This window comes from Burkholderia sp. 22PA0099 (assembly GCF_047497165.1).
In the GTDB taxonomy this organism is placed as follows: Bacteria; Pseudomonadota; Gammaproteobacteria; order Burkholderiales; family Burkholderiaceae; genus Burkholderia.
Map to the genome: position 1 here is coordinate 157563 of NZ_CP163164.1, position 14427 is coordinate 171989.

The following is a 14427-nucleotide window of genomic DNA, read 5'->3' on the forward strand; positions in this document are numbered from 1 at the left end:
CATCGAATCGTTATGACATACCGGTTAATCGCGCCGAATGGCGAACCTTCGCTTTCGGGTTGAAAGCCGCGCGGCGATCAGCGCGGGCCTCGCCCCGCCGGTATCATGATTCGACTCGCGCGGCCCGACCGCCCCCTCAAAACAGCCGGAGACATCGCCCATGCAATCGTTCTCGTTTCAGACCGTTCCGCATATCGTGCTCGAACCCGGCATCGCGCGCCGCCTCGGCCAGACGCTGCGCGAACGCTACGCGGGCAGCCGCGCCTGCGTGGTGACCGACGCGTTCCTGCATCGCGGCGGCACGCTGGCCCCGGCGCTCGAAAGCCTCGCGCTGGCCGGCTGGGACACGCTGGTGATCGACGACGTGGTGGCCGATCCGCCCGACCACGTGGTGCGCGAGGCCGCGCTTCGCGCGCGCGGCTTCGGCGCGGACCTCGTGATCGGGCTGGGCGGCGGCTCGTCGATGGACGTCGCCAAGCTGGTGGCCACGCTGTGCGCGGGCGATCAGCCGCTGGAGGAGATGTACGGCGTGAACCGCGTGCGCCAGGGCCGCCTGCCGCTGGTGCAGATTCCCACCACCGCCGGCACCGGCTCGGAAGTCACGCCGATCTCGATCGTCACCACCGGCGCCACCACCAAGAGCGGCGTGGTCGCGCCGCAGCTCTACGCCGATTCGGCCTATCTCGACCCGGAACTGACAGTGGGCCTGCCCGCCGCCGCCACCGCCGCCACCGGCATCGACGCGATGGTGCATGCGATCGAGGCCTACACCAGCAAGCGCCTGAAGAACCCGCTGTCCGATCATCTGGCCTGCAAGGCGCTGCAACTGTTGACCGCCAACCTGCTGCCCGCCTGCCGCGACGGCGGCGATCTGGCCGCGCGCTCGGCCATGCTGCTCGGCGCGATGCTGGCCGGGCAGGCGTTCGCCAACGCGCCGGTGGGCGGCGTGCATGCGCTCGCCTATCCGATCGGCGGGGTGTTCCATGTGCCGCACGGGCTGTCGAACGCGCTGGTGCTGCCGCATGTGCTGCGCTTCAACGTGCAGGCCGCCGCGCAGCAGTACGCGGAACTCGGGCAGTTGATCGGGCTCGCGCCGCACGGCAGCGTGGACGAGCAGGCCGAGGCGTTCATCGCGCATCTGGTGTCGCTCGCGCGCGATGCGGGCCTGCCCGCGAACCTGCAGGCGGTGGGCATCGACGTGGGCGACCTCGCCGGGCTGGCCGCCGACGCGATGAAGCAGGAGCGGCTGCTGATCAACAACCCGTGCGAGATCGACGAAGGCAGCGCGCTGGAGATCTACCGGCGCGCGTTCGAGCATGTCTACGACGAGGCCGCCGGCGCGTAGGGGCGCATCCCGCCCAACTGCTGCAACAGGTCGAGAAACGCGCGCACCTTGGCACTGAGCAGCCGCCGCGAGCTGTACAGCGCCCAGATTTCCACCGCCGGCCCGGCATCCACGCCGAGCTGCACCAGCCGGCCGGCGCGCACTTCCGCCTCGGCCAGCAGCCCCGGCAGCAGCGCCACGCCCGCACCGTCGAGCACGGCCTGCTGCACCATCAACAGCGACGACATCCGCAACACCGGCCGTGGCGCGATCACGCACGGCCGGCCGTTCGCCAGTTCCACCGGCCAATGCGTCTGGCCGGCCGCGTTGCTCATGATCACGGCCGGCAGCGCCAGCGGCGCGTCGGGGTCGCGCGGCGCGGCCGGCAACGCGAGCCCCGGCGACGCCACCAGCACGCGGCGATCGGTGGCGATGCGGCGGCCCACCAGCAACGCGTCCTGCGGCGGGTTCACGCGAATCACCAGATCGAACGCGTCCTGCACCGGATCGACCATGCGATCTTCCGCGACGATCTCCAGCTCCACCTGCGGATAGGCCCGTGCGTAGGTCGGTGCGATCCGGCTCAACACCACATGCCCGAACACCATCGGCGCACTCACACGCAGCCGCCCGCTCGGCACCGGCGCGCGCGCCGCCACGGCCTCGCCCGCCTCGCTGATTTCGGCCAGCAGGCCGCGCGTGCGCTCGTGCAGCGCCAGGCCCTCTTCGGTCAGACGCAGCGTGCGCGCGCCGCGCTCCACCAGCCGCACGCCGAGCGCGCGCTCCAGTTCGGCCACGTGACGCGACAAGGTGGCCTTCGGGCGATCGAGCGCGCGGCTGGCCGGGCCGAAGCCCTTGTGCTCGGCAACCGCGTTGAAATCGGCCAGGGCAGCGAGATCCATGATCGTTCCATCTACGAGACGAAAGGTCTCGATTATCGGCCTTTCGGTGATTTCATGGAACGCATATCGTTCTGTCTACCGGGCCGCGCTTCCGCGGCCCTCAACCGATTCAGGAGTACGACATGACGATTCTCGTAACGGGCGCCACCGGCGTGGTGGGCCAGCAGGTCATCGCCCATTTGCAGGCCCAGGCGCCGGCCGGCGCCGCGATCCGCACGCTGACGCGCTCGCCCGAAAAGGCCCGCTTCGACGACCCGCGCATCACGGCGGTCAAGGGCGAACTGGCCGATCTCGACGCGATGCGCGCCGCGCTGCAAGGCGTGGATACGCTGTTCCTGCTCGCACCGAACGCCGCCGACGAACTGACCCAGGCGCTGCAGGCGCTGGGCCTGGCGCGCGAGGCAGGCGTGAAGGGCATCGTTTATCTGTCGGTGTTCAAGGGCGCGGACTACGTGGACGTGCCGCACTTCACCGGCAAGCACACGGTGGAACGCATGATCGAGCGGATGGATCTGCCGGCCACGGTGCTGCGCCCTGCCTACTTCATGCAGAACGACGTGCGCCTGAAGGATGCGCTGCTCGAACACGGCGTGTACGGCATGCCGATCGGCCAGAAGGGCATTTCGATGGTGGACGTGCGTGATATCGGCGACGCCGCCGCGCGCGAACTGCTGCGCCGCGAGCACGCCGCCGGGCCGCTGCCGCGCGCCACGTTCGAGCTGGTCGGGCCCGAGGCGCTGACGGCCGATGCGATTGTGGCGATCTGGGGCCAGGCGCTGCAACGTGTCGTGCGCCATGGCGGTGACGATCTCGATGCGATGGATGCGCGGCTCAAGGCATTCGCGCCCGGCTGGATGGTTTATGACATGCGGCTGATGATGCAGCGGTATCAGCAGGACGGTGCGGTGGCGACGGCGGGGGACGTCGATGCGTTGACGGCGTTGTTGGGGCGCGCGCCGCGTGGGTATCGGGAGTTCGCGGAGGAATGTGCGGTGGAGTGGGCGGCGGGTTGAGTGGTGTGTGCGGCGGCGGATCGCGAAGCTGATCAATGAAGGCTTTCAGGACTTGATGCGGCGATGGAGTTCCGTCTGGGAAGGACCTGTCCGCATTTTTGTGGGCGAGGCGGTTAAAAACCCTCGTGCTCAACGGGCCTGCGTAAATCGTTCACCGAACAGAATAGCAAACTGGTTCATCGCAGATTTCCAATCGAAAGTGTTCCGTACCGATTTCGCCAGGACGTTGCGCAGTGCGAGCCAGAGCAGTTTGACGGCCGCCTCGTTGTTCGGGAAATGGCCTCGCGTCTTGATGATCTTGCGCAGTTGCATGTTCAAGCTCTCAATGGCGTTGGTCGTATAAACCACCCGTCGAATGTCCGGCGGAAACACAAAGAACGGTGTGACGTGCTCCCAGGCCCGCTGCCAGCATTGGACGATCATCGGGTATTTGGCGCCCCACGGCCCTTCGGCAAAGTCCCGTAACGCTTGCTCTGCGGCCTCCGCGCTGGCGGCAGCGTAGATCGGCCTCAACGCCTGGGCGAGCTTTTTGCGGTCCGCATAGCTCGCAAATTCCAGGCTATTGCGGATCAGATGCACGATGCAGGTCTGCACGGTGGTGCGGGGATAAACCGCAGCGATCGCCTCGGGCAGGCCCTTCAGACCGTCCACCACGGCGATCAGGATGTCCTGACAGCCGCGCGTCTTGAGTTCGTTGAATACCTTGAGCCAGAACTTGGCGCCTTCAGTCTGCTCGATCCACAAGCCCAGCACGTCGCGCTGGCCGTCAGCCTGGACGCCCAACGCCAAGTAGACGGCCTTGTTGCTGACCATGCCGTCGTCGCGAATCTTGATCCGCAGCGCATCGAAGAACACCACCGGATACATCGTCTCCAGCGGACGACTTTGCCAGGCGAAGGCTTCGGCCATGACTTCGTCGGTCACCGAGCTGATGAAATCGGGGGAGACCTCGGTTCCGTAGCTTTCGGCCAGAAACGCCTTGATCTCGCGCACACTCATGCCACGCGCGTACATTGCGATGATGCGCTCGTCGAAGCCGGTAAAACGGCGCTCGTGCTTGGGAATAAGGATCGGCTCGAAGCTGCCGTCCCGGTCGCGTGGAATCTCGACACGAACCGGGCCGCGGTCGGTGATGACGGTCTTGCCACTGGCGCCGTTGCGCTCGTTGGCCTGACCGAGCGGCTTGAGCTGGCCTGACGGGTAGCCCAGATGCAGATTCATCTCGGCACCCATCGCCCGTTCGATGATGGCCTTATTGAACGCCAGCATCAGGTCCTGAACTTCGCCAGGCGACATCGGCCCTTTGACCAGTTGGTCCATCAACTCATCAGGCAGTTCAGGCAGCGGCCCACGGGCCGCTGCCTGAGACGCCGCCGTCCGCTTCTTTTTCATCGACATATCCATGAAATCGACTCCTCATGATATGCCCCGCCCACGAAATCGCGGATAGGTCCTCTGGGAAAAAAACGCGCTGGAATGCTCGCTACGCCGCTCGCGTACTAGGCACACCGTGCGCTCCCGGACTTCCGGGGGAAATTTGCTCGATTTCTTGTTCGTGGCACCGTTCTCTCGAGAATGGGCACCTCAACAAAACCCAGGGCAGTTCAGGAATTTTCAGGTAGGGCGGCCCCCGTGAGGCGAACACCCCGCTACCCGCCTCACGGCCGCCCCAAGCGCCCCAGGCTGGCCGCCAGGCGCAGCCGCGCGCTCCGCCATCGGGATTCCACCTGCACGCGCTGCCTGCGCGCATCGGCCAGCGCCACCTGGGTATCGAGCAACTCGCTGAAGGTGCCCACGCCCTCCTGGTAACGGCCTTGCGCGACCTTCAGCGCGCGGCCCGCGCTATCGACCAGATCGCGCACATTCTTCAGGTTGGCTGCATTCGTCTCCGCCTCGTGATAGCGCTTCCAGACCTCCAGCGACACCTGCAGCTCGGTATCGTGCAAGGCCGCGAGGCGCGCATCGGCCTGCGCATCGGCCTGCGCCACGCGATAGCCGGACGCGAACCCCTCGAACAGCGGAATCGTCAACTGCACGCCGAGCGTGCTGCCTCGGCTGGTGCTCAGACGGGGCGACAGCAGGCCCTGCGGTTGTTGCTGGTAAGAGGGATTATTCTGGCTCAGACTGCCGACCAGCGCGATCGTCGGCCGGCCTTGTGCGCGCGCGGCATCGGCGCCGGCGAGCGCCGCCTCGACCTGCGCGCGCGCCGCAATCAACCTCGGGTGCCGGCGCTTAGCCTCCTCGATCAATTGCCCGACTCCGGCCAGCGTCTCGCGATCCGTATCCTCATCGCTCGACGCGGGTGCGATCCTCACCGGCGTATTCGCGTACCGCCCCATCGCCACCGCCAAGGCGCCGTCAGCCACCTGCACGTCGCCCTGCGCGCTCACTCGATCGAGCAGGCTGCGCTGGTAGCTGGTGCGAGCCCGCAACTCGTCACCGAGCGTACCCGCACCGGCATCGTGCCGCGCCCGGGCCGCTTCCAGGCTGAGGCGGGCGATATTCTCGGCGCGATCCGCGGCATTGAGCAGGGCCTGGGCATCGGCGAGTGCATAGAAGGCCTGGGCCGTGTCGAGCATCACGCTTTCGAGCACCTCGCTCTGCGTGGCATTGGCCGCGGCCAGCAAGGCGCCGGCCTGGCGCCGCGCGGCAGCGCGCTTGCCGAAATCGAACAGCACCCAATTCAGGCTCAGGCTGCCGTATCGGCTCGAGGCGTTCTGCGAACGACGAATCGCCCCATCGCCGAACGCGCTGCCGTCGTAGCTGCTCGACAGCGCATCGCGCTCAATGCCCGCTGTCGCGCTCATCTGGGGCAGATAGGCGGCGTCGGCGATGCCGAGCGCGGCCGCCTGCGCACGCGCGTTGGCCCAAGCGCCGCGTGCCTGGGGACTCGCGCACAGGGCCTGCAGGATCGCATCGGCGAGGTCGATCGGCTGCCCGTCAGGCAAGGGACGGCATTCGGTCTCGCCGATCATCGCGGCGCTCGGCGTCGCAGACACCTGCGCTCGCGTGCCGAATACGTCGAACTGCTGCGGTGCCATGCCGTGCGCCGTCGTCATCAGCAGCGCGATCGCCACGGCCAGACCGGCATCGCGCCTCATCGGCCCGCTCCTGCATCGGCAGGCGCCGCGGGCTGCGCAGCCTCCTCGCCATGATTCGCGAAGGCCGGCGACATCGCTTGATCGAGCACCACCCGGCCGCCGTCGAGCACGATGGCCCGGCCGGCCGCGGCGATGGTTTCCGGCCGGTGTGCGACGATCACGCGCGTCATCCGCAGCGCGCTGATCGAGGCATTCACCTGCCGTTCTCGCTCGATGTCGAGATGGCTGGTTGCCTCGTCGAGCACCAGAATCCTCGGCCGCTTGTAGAGCGCGCGGGCCAGCAGCACGCGCTGCTTCTGGCCGCCGGACAGGACCGTGCCCATATCGCCGACCAACGTGTTGTAGCCCATCGGCATCGCACCGATATCGTCATGGACGGCGGCCACGTGCGCGCATTCGGCAATCCACGCCAGATCCGCGGCGGGGTCGAAGAAACTGATGTTGTCGGCGATCGAACCGGCGAACAGCACGTCGTCCTGCAGCACCGTCCCGACCAAGTTGCGTAACCGCTCCAGGCCGAGCCGTTCGACGGCGACGCCGCCGATACGCACTTCGCCGGCGCTCGGCGCCACCGCACCGATCAGCACGTTGATCAGGGTGCTCTTTCCGCATCCCGACGGCCCCACGATCGCCACCGATTCGCCTGAGGCGATGGCCAGGGACACGCCGTCGAGCACCAGCGGTTCGCCTTCGGCATAGCCGAAGCGCACGCCATCGAACTCAATGCCGGCCGCGAGGTCCTGCATTTCGTCGGGCACCCGCCGCGGATTCACGTCGGATTCCGGCAGCGTAAACACGATGTCGGCGAGCCGCTCGCCCTGCAGCCTCAGCATGCGCATGTCGAAATACTTGTCGACCAGGCTGCCAACCCGGTCGTTGAATTGTCCACGGTAGGCATTGAATGCCATCAAGGCACCGACCGAGAAGTGCCCGTCCATCACCATGCGGGCACCGAGCCACATCACGAGGATCTCGCCGACGCCGAATATCAGCGCGCTCAACTGCTGGTAGACCAGTTGCAGTTTCTGTACCGTCAGGCCGGCGTTGACCTCGTCGATCATCAGCGATTGCCAGCCGCCCTTGCGCTGCACCTGCCGGTTGAACAGCTTGATGGTCTTGACACCGCGGACCGTCTCCAGGAAGTGGCTCTGCTGCTTGGCCGCCCGTACGATCCGGGCTTCGGTAGCGAGCTGCAAGGGCCGGTACCAGAGCGCCCGCCACAGCGCATAACAAGCCAGCGCGCCCAGAGCCACCGCTCCCAGCGTGCGGCTGTAGACGAACATCATCGTCAGCGTGACCACCGTCATGAGCCCATCGATGACTGCGCTCAGGAAGGACGTGGTCAGGGTCTGCTGGATCGTGTCGATCGAGTTGAAGCGAGAGACGATGTCGCCGAGATGGCGCTGCTCGAAATAGCGCATCGGCAACCTGAGCAGATGCGTGAACACATTCGCGCGCCACTGCACGCCGAGCGTGGTGCCGAAATACATCAGCGCCACTGCGCGAATCACGCTGGTCGCCTGCTGGATCAGCAGCAGCAGCCCGAAGCCGATCGCCAGGACGCTCAGCAAGTCGCGATCCTCGCCGACGATCGCGTTGTCGATGATCCATTGCAGGAAGAACGGATGCACCAGGGAGAACACCTCGAGCACCAGCGCGAGCGCCAGCACCTGCCCGACCGAGCGCTTCAGGCCGGACACCTTGCCCAGCAGCGCACGCAGGCGAACCGCCGGCTTCTCCTTGCGCGGCTCGAAGCTGCTTGCCGGCCACGACTCGAACGCCACGCCGGTGAAACAGCGCGACAGCTCGTCGAGCGGAACCTGCCGCACACCCTGGGCCGGATCGTGGATCACGGCACGCTTGCTGTCGATCTCCTTGAGCACCACGAAGTGATTGAAATTCCAGTGCAGGATGCAGGGCGTGCGCAGTCGATCGAGGCGGTCGAGGTCGAGCTTGAGCGCGCGTGTTTCCAGCTGGAGCGTCTGCGCGATCCGGATCAGGCGGACCAGGTGGACACCCTTGAGCGAGACGGGAAACCGGCCTCGCAGCGTGGCGAGATCGACGTGGTGGCCGTGGTACCCGGCAATCATCGCGAGACAGGCCAACCCGCACTCGGCCGCCTCGGTCTGAAGTATGGAGGGCAGCCTGCGGCTCGCGCCAAAGGAGAGTGAATCGAGAATGGGCATGGCGATTGGAATCAGTATTTCCCGGTGACGCTGTAAAGCGGCTCCAGCACCCATTCGTAGAGGCGCCGACGCTCCTGGAGTATGTCCGCCTGCACGGTCATGCCGGCCTGCAAGGGACGGGGCTTGCCGTAGGCCATGACGGTCTGCGAATCGAGCGCGATCACGATGCGATAGAAGGTTCCCGCCCCGGACGACGCCGTCTCGCTGCTCGCGCCGAGTTCCGCGGCCGACAACGCGGTCAGGGCGATCGTCTGCACATGCCCCGTGTATTGGCCGAATTTCTGATAGGGATAGGCGCGGTAGCGAATCTTCACGGCATCGCCGACGTGCACGAAGCCGATGGCCGAGCTCGGCACCAGCAGGTGCAGGCGCCAATGCGCCCCGTCGGGCACGATGCTCAACACGGGGTGCTGCGGGTCGACCGCCTGGCCGGCCTCGGCCACCAGCGCGGTGGCCGTGCCGGCCTCCGGTGCCGTGACCACGAATTCGCGTCGCGCTTCGTTTTCGATGGCGCCCTGCTCGACATCCATCACGGCGCGGTGGATCTGCGCCAGTTGGTTCTGCTGCTTGAGCGCGAGACCCGACAAGGCGGTGCCGGTCTCCCGGAGCGTCTGCGCGATATCCTCACGGTCGCGCTGCAGGCCCAGCAGCCGCGATCGCTGGTCGAGCAGGTCCGCCTCGCGTTGCTGGAGCTGGTCGGTCGAGATGTAATCCTGAGCGGCCAGGCGCCGATAACGCGCCACGCCGTCCGCGGCTATCGCGGCGCGCTGGCGCTGCTCGCCCAGTTGCTGATCGAGCCGCGCCAGCGCCGAGCGCAGGCTCGCGAGCTTCTCCTCCAGGCCCCTGCGGTCATCCTGCTGCAATAGCCGCGTCTTGTCGATTTCATCGAGCAGAGATGCCTTGCGGCGGCGGTCCTGCTCGATCAGCGCGGCCCGCGTGCCGCCCGCAGCGGCACTCTGCACGTCGGCGGACAGCGTATAGAGCGTCATTCCCCGGGTGACGTGTTCCGCTTCGTCCACCAGCTTGCGCAGCACCGTTCCCGATTGCGGCGCATAGACCTTCACGAGGCCCGCATCGGGCATCACCGTGCCTTCCACCGTGATACGACGCGTATAGCTGCCGAGCGAGAAAAACAGAACCAGGACGATGGCCGACACCACCGACAGCGCGACCAGGACGCTCATCGATACGGGGCGAATCAGCAGGATGGCGCCCAGCATGGGCGCCCGCTGCGCATCCAGCGCAGCGCTTCGGAACAGGGATCGGGTGGACATCGAGCGCTGGTGGGAACAGGAATGTTTCGGATGACGAACCGTACGATGGCACCGCCCTCACCCGCGAGAGTCGTCCGTCATGAATCCGTCGAGCTTGTCGGCCAGCGATTCCGGCGTCGCCACCATCGAGCGTCGAGCGCGCAGATGCCTGCCATAGATGGCGAGCACCCCATTCTTGCGCTTTCGCACCCAGACGACATGGTCGCTGGCCGGCGCGAGCCGACGCTGGATCGCACGCGCGTGCGTAGCCATCGAACCGCGCGGCAGCATGAGATCGAGAATGCACAGCAGCTCACCCTCGTTCCATTCCGAGGGATGCAGCACATAGGCCTGACCGAGCAGCTTGTCGAGCGTACGAGGCGTCAGCATGGCCCAGATCAGGTAACCGACCGGGTCGCCGTTACGAAAGAAGATCTCGACATGATCGTGCGCGACCGCTTGCGCGGCCCACAGAGACAGGCTGTACAGCCGCTGGTTGCGATGAGCCTGGCTCGTCGACATCAGGTGAGCCAGGCAGCCCAGCTTCTGGAAGCCGAGCGCCATTTCATCGTTCTTGAATTTCATGCTGCCGCCCCAGGCATCCGAGTGTTTCGAGGAGCGCGAAATCGGTGCAATTTCGCTCGTTGATGAAATCGGGGAATTCGACGGCACGACCATCTCGAGTCTCGACCAGACGGTTGCTGGTCAAGTCGTAACGAAGGCGGCGCGATCCGGCACCGGTCGCGATCGTCAGCATGGTGTCGGGATCTCGGGACAGGCGTCCGACGATCCGGCTCCGCAGGCGATCCACATGAGCCTGGAGCGTGCCGTCGGCCGGCGCACCGGCCCGTGCATGCTCGTCGCACCACGCCTGGAGTTCGGCATCGATGCTGTCGAAGTCGAGCCCCACGCGCTCCGACGCGTGCTTCAGCGCATTCACCGCGATCGCGAACAGCAGCGGCTGCCGGCCGATGCCGATCTCGCGCGCCGACGCGACCGCCAGCGCCAGCACTTCCGGAAACAAGCGCTGCAATGCGGGATCGACGTCCCGGCCAAGATTGCCCAGGCGCACCCAATCCGCATCGAACTCCCTGGCAAACGTGTAATGCAGCAGGTTGGCGGCCGGTGCGGCTCGTGCCCGCGCGATGCCGGCCAGGTAGCGCGCGTTGACGACATGGCTGGTCAGCGCGGCATCGATGTGGGCGGACAGCCGCGTCGCCCATTCCAGGCAGCGCGCATCGCGGTACATCCTGTCTGCGACGATCATGGGAATGCCGGCGAACGCCAGCAGGTAGCGGCTGCCGGCATGCGCATGCTCGCGCTCGAAACGCCCCATGGCGCCGGTGCACAGGGCGGTCATCGCGCCCCTGCCTTCGAATGCGTATTTGTCCGCCTGGAAACAGATCGACAGGAGCCCGCGAAGGATCGGCGCAGCCTGCCATTTCAATTCGTTCCAGGCGATATCGAAATTCTCCTCGCCATACGCTTCGCCGGGATGCAGCGAGGCCACCGACGTCAGGTCCAGCCAGCGGCCGTCAAGGGCGATATTCGAGAGCGAGAGATTGTGCAGGAGCAGCAGCGATTTCGCGGCTGCACACTGGATGGCCGCACGCCGCACGAACTCCTGGAGCCCGCGCTCGAGGCGTTCGCGGGCATCGAGCGCGTGCCAGCCATCTCGCAACAAGTCGGGCGCGCGAGGCAGCAGTTCCGGCAGCAGCGCGATCATTTCCCTGACCCGGGCCACGTCTTCGCGCCGCTGCCCGCGCATGTCGTGCCGCGGCCTGAAATACGCGGAGCGATCGAAGTGCGCCGGCCTGAGCGCGCTCTCGCGCACCACCAGCCCGCGCGTCGGGCGCACGGCGGCGCTCGGCGCGGCCTGTATCGGGCTCATGGCGATCACCGCCGGGCATTGCACGGCGCCGAACGGCAGGATGTCCTGCAGGGACCGGCTCCAGGTGAACTCGGACAAGGCGGCTTTCAGCGTGATCTGCCCGTCGTTGTGACGAGGATCGGCCTTGTCGCCCAACAGAGGATTGGGGCCGATGCCCTTCAACTGGAATTGCCCGTCGTATCCGCACCTCGCGCCCCCGCCATGAAAGGAGATGCCGTCGCCGCCGTAACGTTCCGCGTAAAACACCTTGCCCCGCCCGGTACCCTCGCGAGGCACCGCATAGGCGTAGCGTGCCAGGAGCGTCTCGTCGGTCAGGTCGCAGCGCGGATGCCGGGCCACGACCACGGCCTGGGCGACTCGCTCGGCCACGAACGGAACAAACAGATGCTTAAACGCCAAGCCCTCGAAGTCGTTTTTCATGATGTCATGCCGCAGCCAAACAGGCGGACGGGCCCGTGCCGGCGTCCGTCCGCCTGCCATGCCGGGGTCGCTTAACGATTGCTCCAGCCGGCAGCGGCACCGCCAACCCCGCCCGACACCATGCCCGCGATCCCGCCGGCCCCGATCGGTGCACCGATGGCCGCCGCGCCTAGCGCGCCGCCAATACCGCCCCACACAGCGCCCTGGAGACCGCCCAGGATCGCGCCGCCTACCCCGCAGGCGGCAACCAGTTGCAACTCTTCCTCGGTCAGGACCAACAGGCCATCTGAAATATCACCGATCATGCTGCGGCTGGACTCGGCAGGCAGCGCCGCGCAAAAAGCTGGCGTCATGAACGAACTCTCCTTTCAAAAACATATTTGATAATAAAAAATATGGCGACAGCCACGATGGAATTCAGGGCAGTCGTCAAATTACTGTTATTTATGCGTCCATAAACCCCCGTCTCGACCCCAATAAAATTGACTACGATCCAGAGCAGGAAAATCGCTGCCACCGGGACCACGAATTCGAACAAAATTCTCTTCACGAAACCTCCAATAAGGAAATCAACCATCGATCGGCAAACCTGCCTGATTCAAACGAGCCGACATGCTCTTTGCATGCGAGAACATGTGCAAGGACAAGAGCGGAACGCAGGAGCCGAAGGCGAAATACCGTGTCAGAAAAACTGGGTGGCGTACAACGCCGGCCCGATAAATCGAGGCAGCATCACGATGTGGATTGACGATGCTCTTGCAAACGTGCCAGATACCGCCCACGCGGGTCGCCCGCGGCTGTACAGCGATGCGCTGATTCAGGCCTTGCTCGGACTGAAGACCGTGCTCCATCTGCCGTTGCGCGCCAGGCTTCGCACAAAGCCTGCGCGTCTGGCCTTTACCGTTTTGCCGGCACCTAACTATATGACCATATGCCGCCGCGCCCAGGCGCTGCTAGTAAAGCTGCCGGGCCAGGTTTTCGCAGCGTCTTGTGCGGAAATGGAGCAGGTTCAATCGAAAAATTCCCTTGGCATCCAGAATTTCGAGTGATCGATCAATCTTCAACTGGGGAGTCATTCGATCTCCTGGCGCTATTTGTATGTATATGACTGCAAAACACGGGAACCCTCACCTCGCGCAGCGGACTGTAACATGCAGATCTTCCAATGAGAATGAGACTAAAACTGAGAATGAGAATCAGTATTTTCTTAATTCCGGTTGGATCGGCTGCGCCAGGGGCCGGTGCGGGTCAGCGCGCCGGCGCGGGTCTCGGCGTTGCAACGCACGATGCCCTTCAACTGGAATTGCCCGTCGTATCCGCACCTCGCGCCCCCGCCATGAAAGGAGATGCCGTCGCCGCCGTAACGTTCCGCGTAAAACACCTTGCCCCGCCCGGTACCCTCGCGAGGCACCGCATAGGCGTAGCGTGCCAGGAGCGTCTCGTCGGTCAGGTCGCAGCGCGGATGCCGGGCCACGACCACGGCCTGGGCGACCCGCTCGGCCACGAACGGAACAAACAGATGCTTAAACGCCAAGCCCTCGAAGTCGTTTTTCATGATGTCATGCCGCAGCCAAACAGGCGGACGGGCCCGTGCCGGCGCCAGTCCGCTCGCCATGCGGGGTTAGTTTAGCGATTGCTCCAACCGGCAGCGGCACTGCTAATCCCGCCCGACACCATGCCGGCAATCCCGGTGGCCCCGATCGGTGTGCCGATGGCCATCGCGCTGAACGCGCCGCCGATACCGCCCCACACCGCGCCCCGTAAACCGCCCAGGATCGCGCCGACCAATCCGCAGGCGGCAACCAGTTGCAGTTCTTCCTCGGTCAGGACCGACAGGCCATCGGAAATATCATCGATCATGCTGCGGCTGGACTCGGCGGGAAGCGCCGCGCAAAAAAGCTTGCGTCATGAACGAATTCTCCTTTCAAATACATATTTGATAATAAAAAATATAGCGACAGACACGATGGAATTCAGGGCACCCGTCAAATTTCTGTTATTTATCCATCCATAGACCCCCGTCTCGACCCCAACGAAATTGACTGTGATGCAGAGCAGGAAAATCGCCGCCACCGGGATCACGAGTTCGAACAAAAGCTTCTTCATGACGAATTCGAACGAAATCTTCTTCACGAAACCTCCAATAAGGAAATGAACCATCGATCGGCAAACCTGCCTGATTCAAACAAGCCGACATAAAATACTGCCCGCCTGCGCCCCGCACCGGCGAAATCGGCCTCCAGTGATTGGTTGATTTCATTCCACTTCAGAATTGCCAACTGCGCCTGCTTCGATCGCATCAACAACGCATAGAAGATCATGCGAGGGAGGGACGCC

At 65.1% G+C, this 14427-nt stretch carries 14 protein-coding genes and 1 pseudogene; 3 read left to right on the forward strand and 12 right to left on the reverse strand.

What is annotated here, in order from left to right; all coding sequences use genetic code 11:
* The first annotated feature begins 160 nt into the window (after positions 1-160).
* On the forward strand, positions 161-1345 hold the full coding sequence (locus AB4851_RS00735; protein ID WP_414448012.1) for an iron-containing alcohol dehydrogenase: 1185 nt from the start codon (positions 161-163) through the stop codon (positions 1343-1345).
* On the opposite strand, the gene AB4851_RS00740 is transcribed toward AB4851_RS00735, so the two are convergent.
* Complete coding sequence (locus tag AB4851_RS00740; protein WP_414448013.1) at positions 1321-2226, reverse strand: LysR substrate-binding domain-containing protein; 906 nt, start codon at positions 2224-2226, stop codon at positions 1321-1323. The two genes, AB4851_RS00735 and AB4851_RS00740, sit on opposite strands and share 25 nt — an antisense overlap.
* 122 nt (positions 2227-2348) lie before the next feature.
* On the opposite strand from AB4851_RS00740, the gene AB4851_RS00745 reads away from it, so the two are divergent.
* Positions 2349-3239 (forward strand): NmrA family NAD(P)-binding protein, encoded by an 891-nt coding sequence (locus AB4851_RS00745; RefSeq protein ID WP_414448014.1) that lies wholly within the window; start codon positions 2349-2351, stop codon positions 3237-3239.
* 129 nt (positions 3240-3368) lie between these two features.
* On the opposite strand, the gene AB4851_RS00750 is transcribed toward AB4851_RS00745, so the two are convergent.
* The 7 genes from AB4851_RS00750 to AB4851_RS00780 form a co-directional block, all read right to left on the reverse strand.
* Positions 3369-4637 carry an IS256 family transposase gene (locus tag AB4851_RS00750; protein ID WP_414449142.1) on the reverse strand — a complete coding sequence of 423 codons (1269 nt, stop codon included), beginning with the start codon at positions 4635-4637 and terminating at the stop codon, positions 3369-3371.
* A 260-nt stretch (positions 4638-4897) separates the two neighbouring features.
* Positions 4898-6340 (reverse strand): TolC family protein, encoded by a 1443-nt coding sequence (locus tag AB4851_RS00755; protein ID WP_414448015.1) that lies wholly within the window; start codon positions 6338-6340, stop codon positions 4898-4900.
* Positions 6337-8526, reverse strand: a complete 2190-nt coding sequence (locus AB4851_RS00760; RefSeq protein WP_414448016.1) for a peptidase domain-containing ABC transporter — start codon at positions 8524-8526, stop codon at positions 6337-6339. The genes AB4851_RS00755 and AB4851_RS00760 overlap by 4 nt, the downstream gene beginning before the upstream one ends.
* Positions 8527-8537: 11 nt before the next feature.
* Positions 8538-9800 carry an HlyD family secretion protein gene (locus tag AB4851_RS00765; protein WP_414448017.1) on the reverse strand — a complete coding sequence of 421 codons (1263 nt, stop codon included), beginning with the start codon at positions 9798-9800 and terminating at the stop codon, positions 8538-8540.
* A 57-nt stretch (positions 9801-9857) separates the two neighbouring features.
* On the reverse strand, positions 9858-10364 hold the full coding sequence (locus AB4851_RS00770) for a toxin-activating lysine-acyltransferase (protein ID WP_414448018.1): 507 nt from the start codon (positions 10362-10364) through the stop codon (positions 9858-9860).
* Entirely contained in the window at positions 10345-12090 is a 1746-nt protein-coding gene (locus AB4851_RS00775) for a hypothetical protein (RefSeq protein ID WP_414448019.1), read from the reverse strand. Before AB4851_RS00775 ends, AB4851_RS00770 begins: the two co-directional genes overlap by 20 nt.
* 71 nt (positions 12091-12161) lie before the next feature.
* Positions 12162-12443 (reverse strand): hypothetical protein, encoded by a 282-nt coding sequence (locus AB4851_RS00780; RefSeq protein WP_414448020.1) that lies wholly within the window; start codon positions 12441-12443, stop codon positions 12162-12164.
* 280 nt (positions 12444-12723) lie between these two features.
* Between AB4851_RS00780 and AB4851_RS00785 the strand changes: the two are divergent.
* A pseudogene (locus AB4851_RS00785) lies at positions 12724-13058 on the forward strand (transposase); the annotation flags it as partial.
* Between the two features lie 239 nt (positions 13059-13297).
* On the opposite strand, the gene AB4851_RS00790 reads toward AB4851_RS00785, so the two are convergent.
* The 4 genes from AB4851_RS00790 to AB4851_RS00805 all read right to left on the reverse strand — a co-directional run bounded on the left by AB4851_RS00790 (position 13298) and on the right by AB4851_RS00805 (position 14411).
* A complete protein-coding gene (locus tag AB4851_RS00790; RefSeq protein ID WP_414448021.1) occupies positions 13298-13645 on the reverse strand; it encodes a hypothetical protein in 348 nt (115 codons plus the stop codon).
* A 71-nt stretch (positions 13646-13716) separates the two neighbouring features.
* Positions 13717-13950 carry an ABC transporter permease gene (locus AB4851_RS00795; RefSeq protein WP_414448022.1) on the reverse strand — a complete coding sequence of 78 codons (234 nt, stop codon included), beginning with the start codon at positions 13948-13950 and terminating at the stop codon, positions 13717-13719.
* A gap of 45 nt (positions 13951-13995) precedes the next feature.
* On the reverse strand, positions 13996-14196 hold the full coding sequence (locus AB4851_RS00800) for a hypothetical protein (protein ID WP_414448023.1): 201 nt from the start codon (positions 14194-14196) through the stop codon (positions 13996-13998).
* A gap of 23 nt (positions 14197-14219) precedes the next feature.
* Complete coding sequence (locus tag AB4851_RS00805; RefSeq protein WP_414448024.1) at positions 14220-14411, reverse strand: hypothetical protein; 192 nt, start codon at positions 14409-14411, stop codon at positions 14220-14222.
* Positions 14412-14427: the final 16 nt, after the last annotated feature.

Bases quoted from the DNA above. Each gene is read 5' to 3' on its own strand.
- AB4851_RS00805 (WP_414448024.1), bottom strand. From the start codon at position 14,411: ATGATCTTCTATGCGTTGTTGATGCGATCGAAGCAGGCGCAGTTGGCA.
- AB4851_RS00735 (WP_414448012.1), top strand. From the start codon at position 161: ATGCAATCGTTCTCGTTTCAGACCGTTCCGCATATCGTGCTCGAACCC.
- AB4851_RS00740 (WP_414448013.1), bottom strand. From the start codon at position 2,226: ATGGATCTCGCTGCCCTGGCCGATTTCAACGCGGTTGCCGAGCACAAG.
- AB4851_RS00745 (WP_414448014.1), top strand. From the start codon at position 2,349: ATGACGATTCTCGTAACGGGCGCCACCGGCGTGGTGGGCCAGCAGGTC.
- AB4851_RS00765 (WP_414448017.1), bottom strand. From the start codon at position 9,800: ATGTCCACCCGATCCCTGTTCCGAAGCGCTGCGCTGGATGCGCAGCGG.
- AB4851_RS00780 (WP_414448020.1), bottom strand. From the start codon at position 12,443: ATGACGCCAGCTTTTTGCGCGGCGCTGCCTGCCGAGTCCAGCCGCAGC.
- AB4851_RS00760 (WP_414448016.1), bottom strand. From the start codon at position 8,526: ATGCCCATTCTCGATTCACTCTCCTTTGGCGCGAGCCGCAGGCTGCCC.
- AB4851_RS00790 (WP_414448021.1), bottom strand. From the start codon at position 13,645: ATGAAAAACGACTTCGAGGGCTTGGCGTTTAAGCATCTGTTTGTTCCG.
- AB4851_RS00800 (WP_414448023.1), bottom strand. From the start codon at position 14,196: ATGAAGAAGCTTTTGTTCGAACTCGTGATCCCGGTGGCGGCGATTTTC.
- AB4851_RS00775 (WP_414448019.1), bottom strand. From the start codon at position 12,090: ATGAAAAACGACTTCGAGGGCTTGGCGTTTAAGCATCTGTTTGTTCCG.
- AB4851_RS00795 (WP_414448022.1), bottom strand. From the start codon at position 13,950: ATGATCGATGATATTTCCGATGGCCTGTCGGTCCTGACCGAGGAAGAA.
- AB4851_RS00750 (WP_414449142.1), bottom strand. From the start codon at position 4,637: ATGTCGATGAAAAAGAAGCGGACGGCGGCGTCTCAGGCAGCGGCCCGT.
- AB4851_RS00770 (WP_414448018.1), bottom strand. From the start codon at position 10,364: ATGAAATTCAAGAACGATGAAATGGCGCTCGGCTTCCAGAAGCTGGGC.
- AB4851_RS00755 (WP_414448015.1), bottom strand. From the start codon at position 6,340: ATGAGGCGCGATGCCGGTCTGGCCGTGGCGATCGCGCTGCTGATGACG.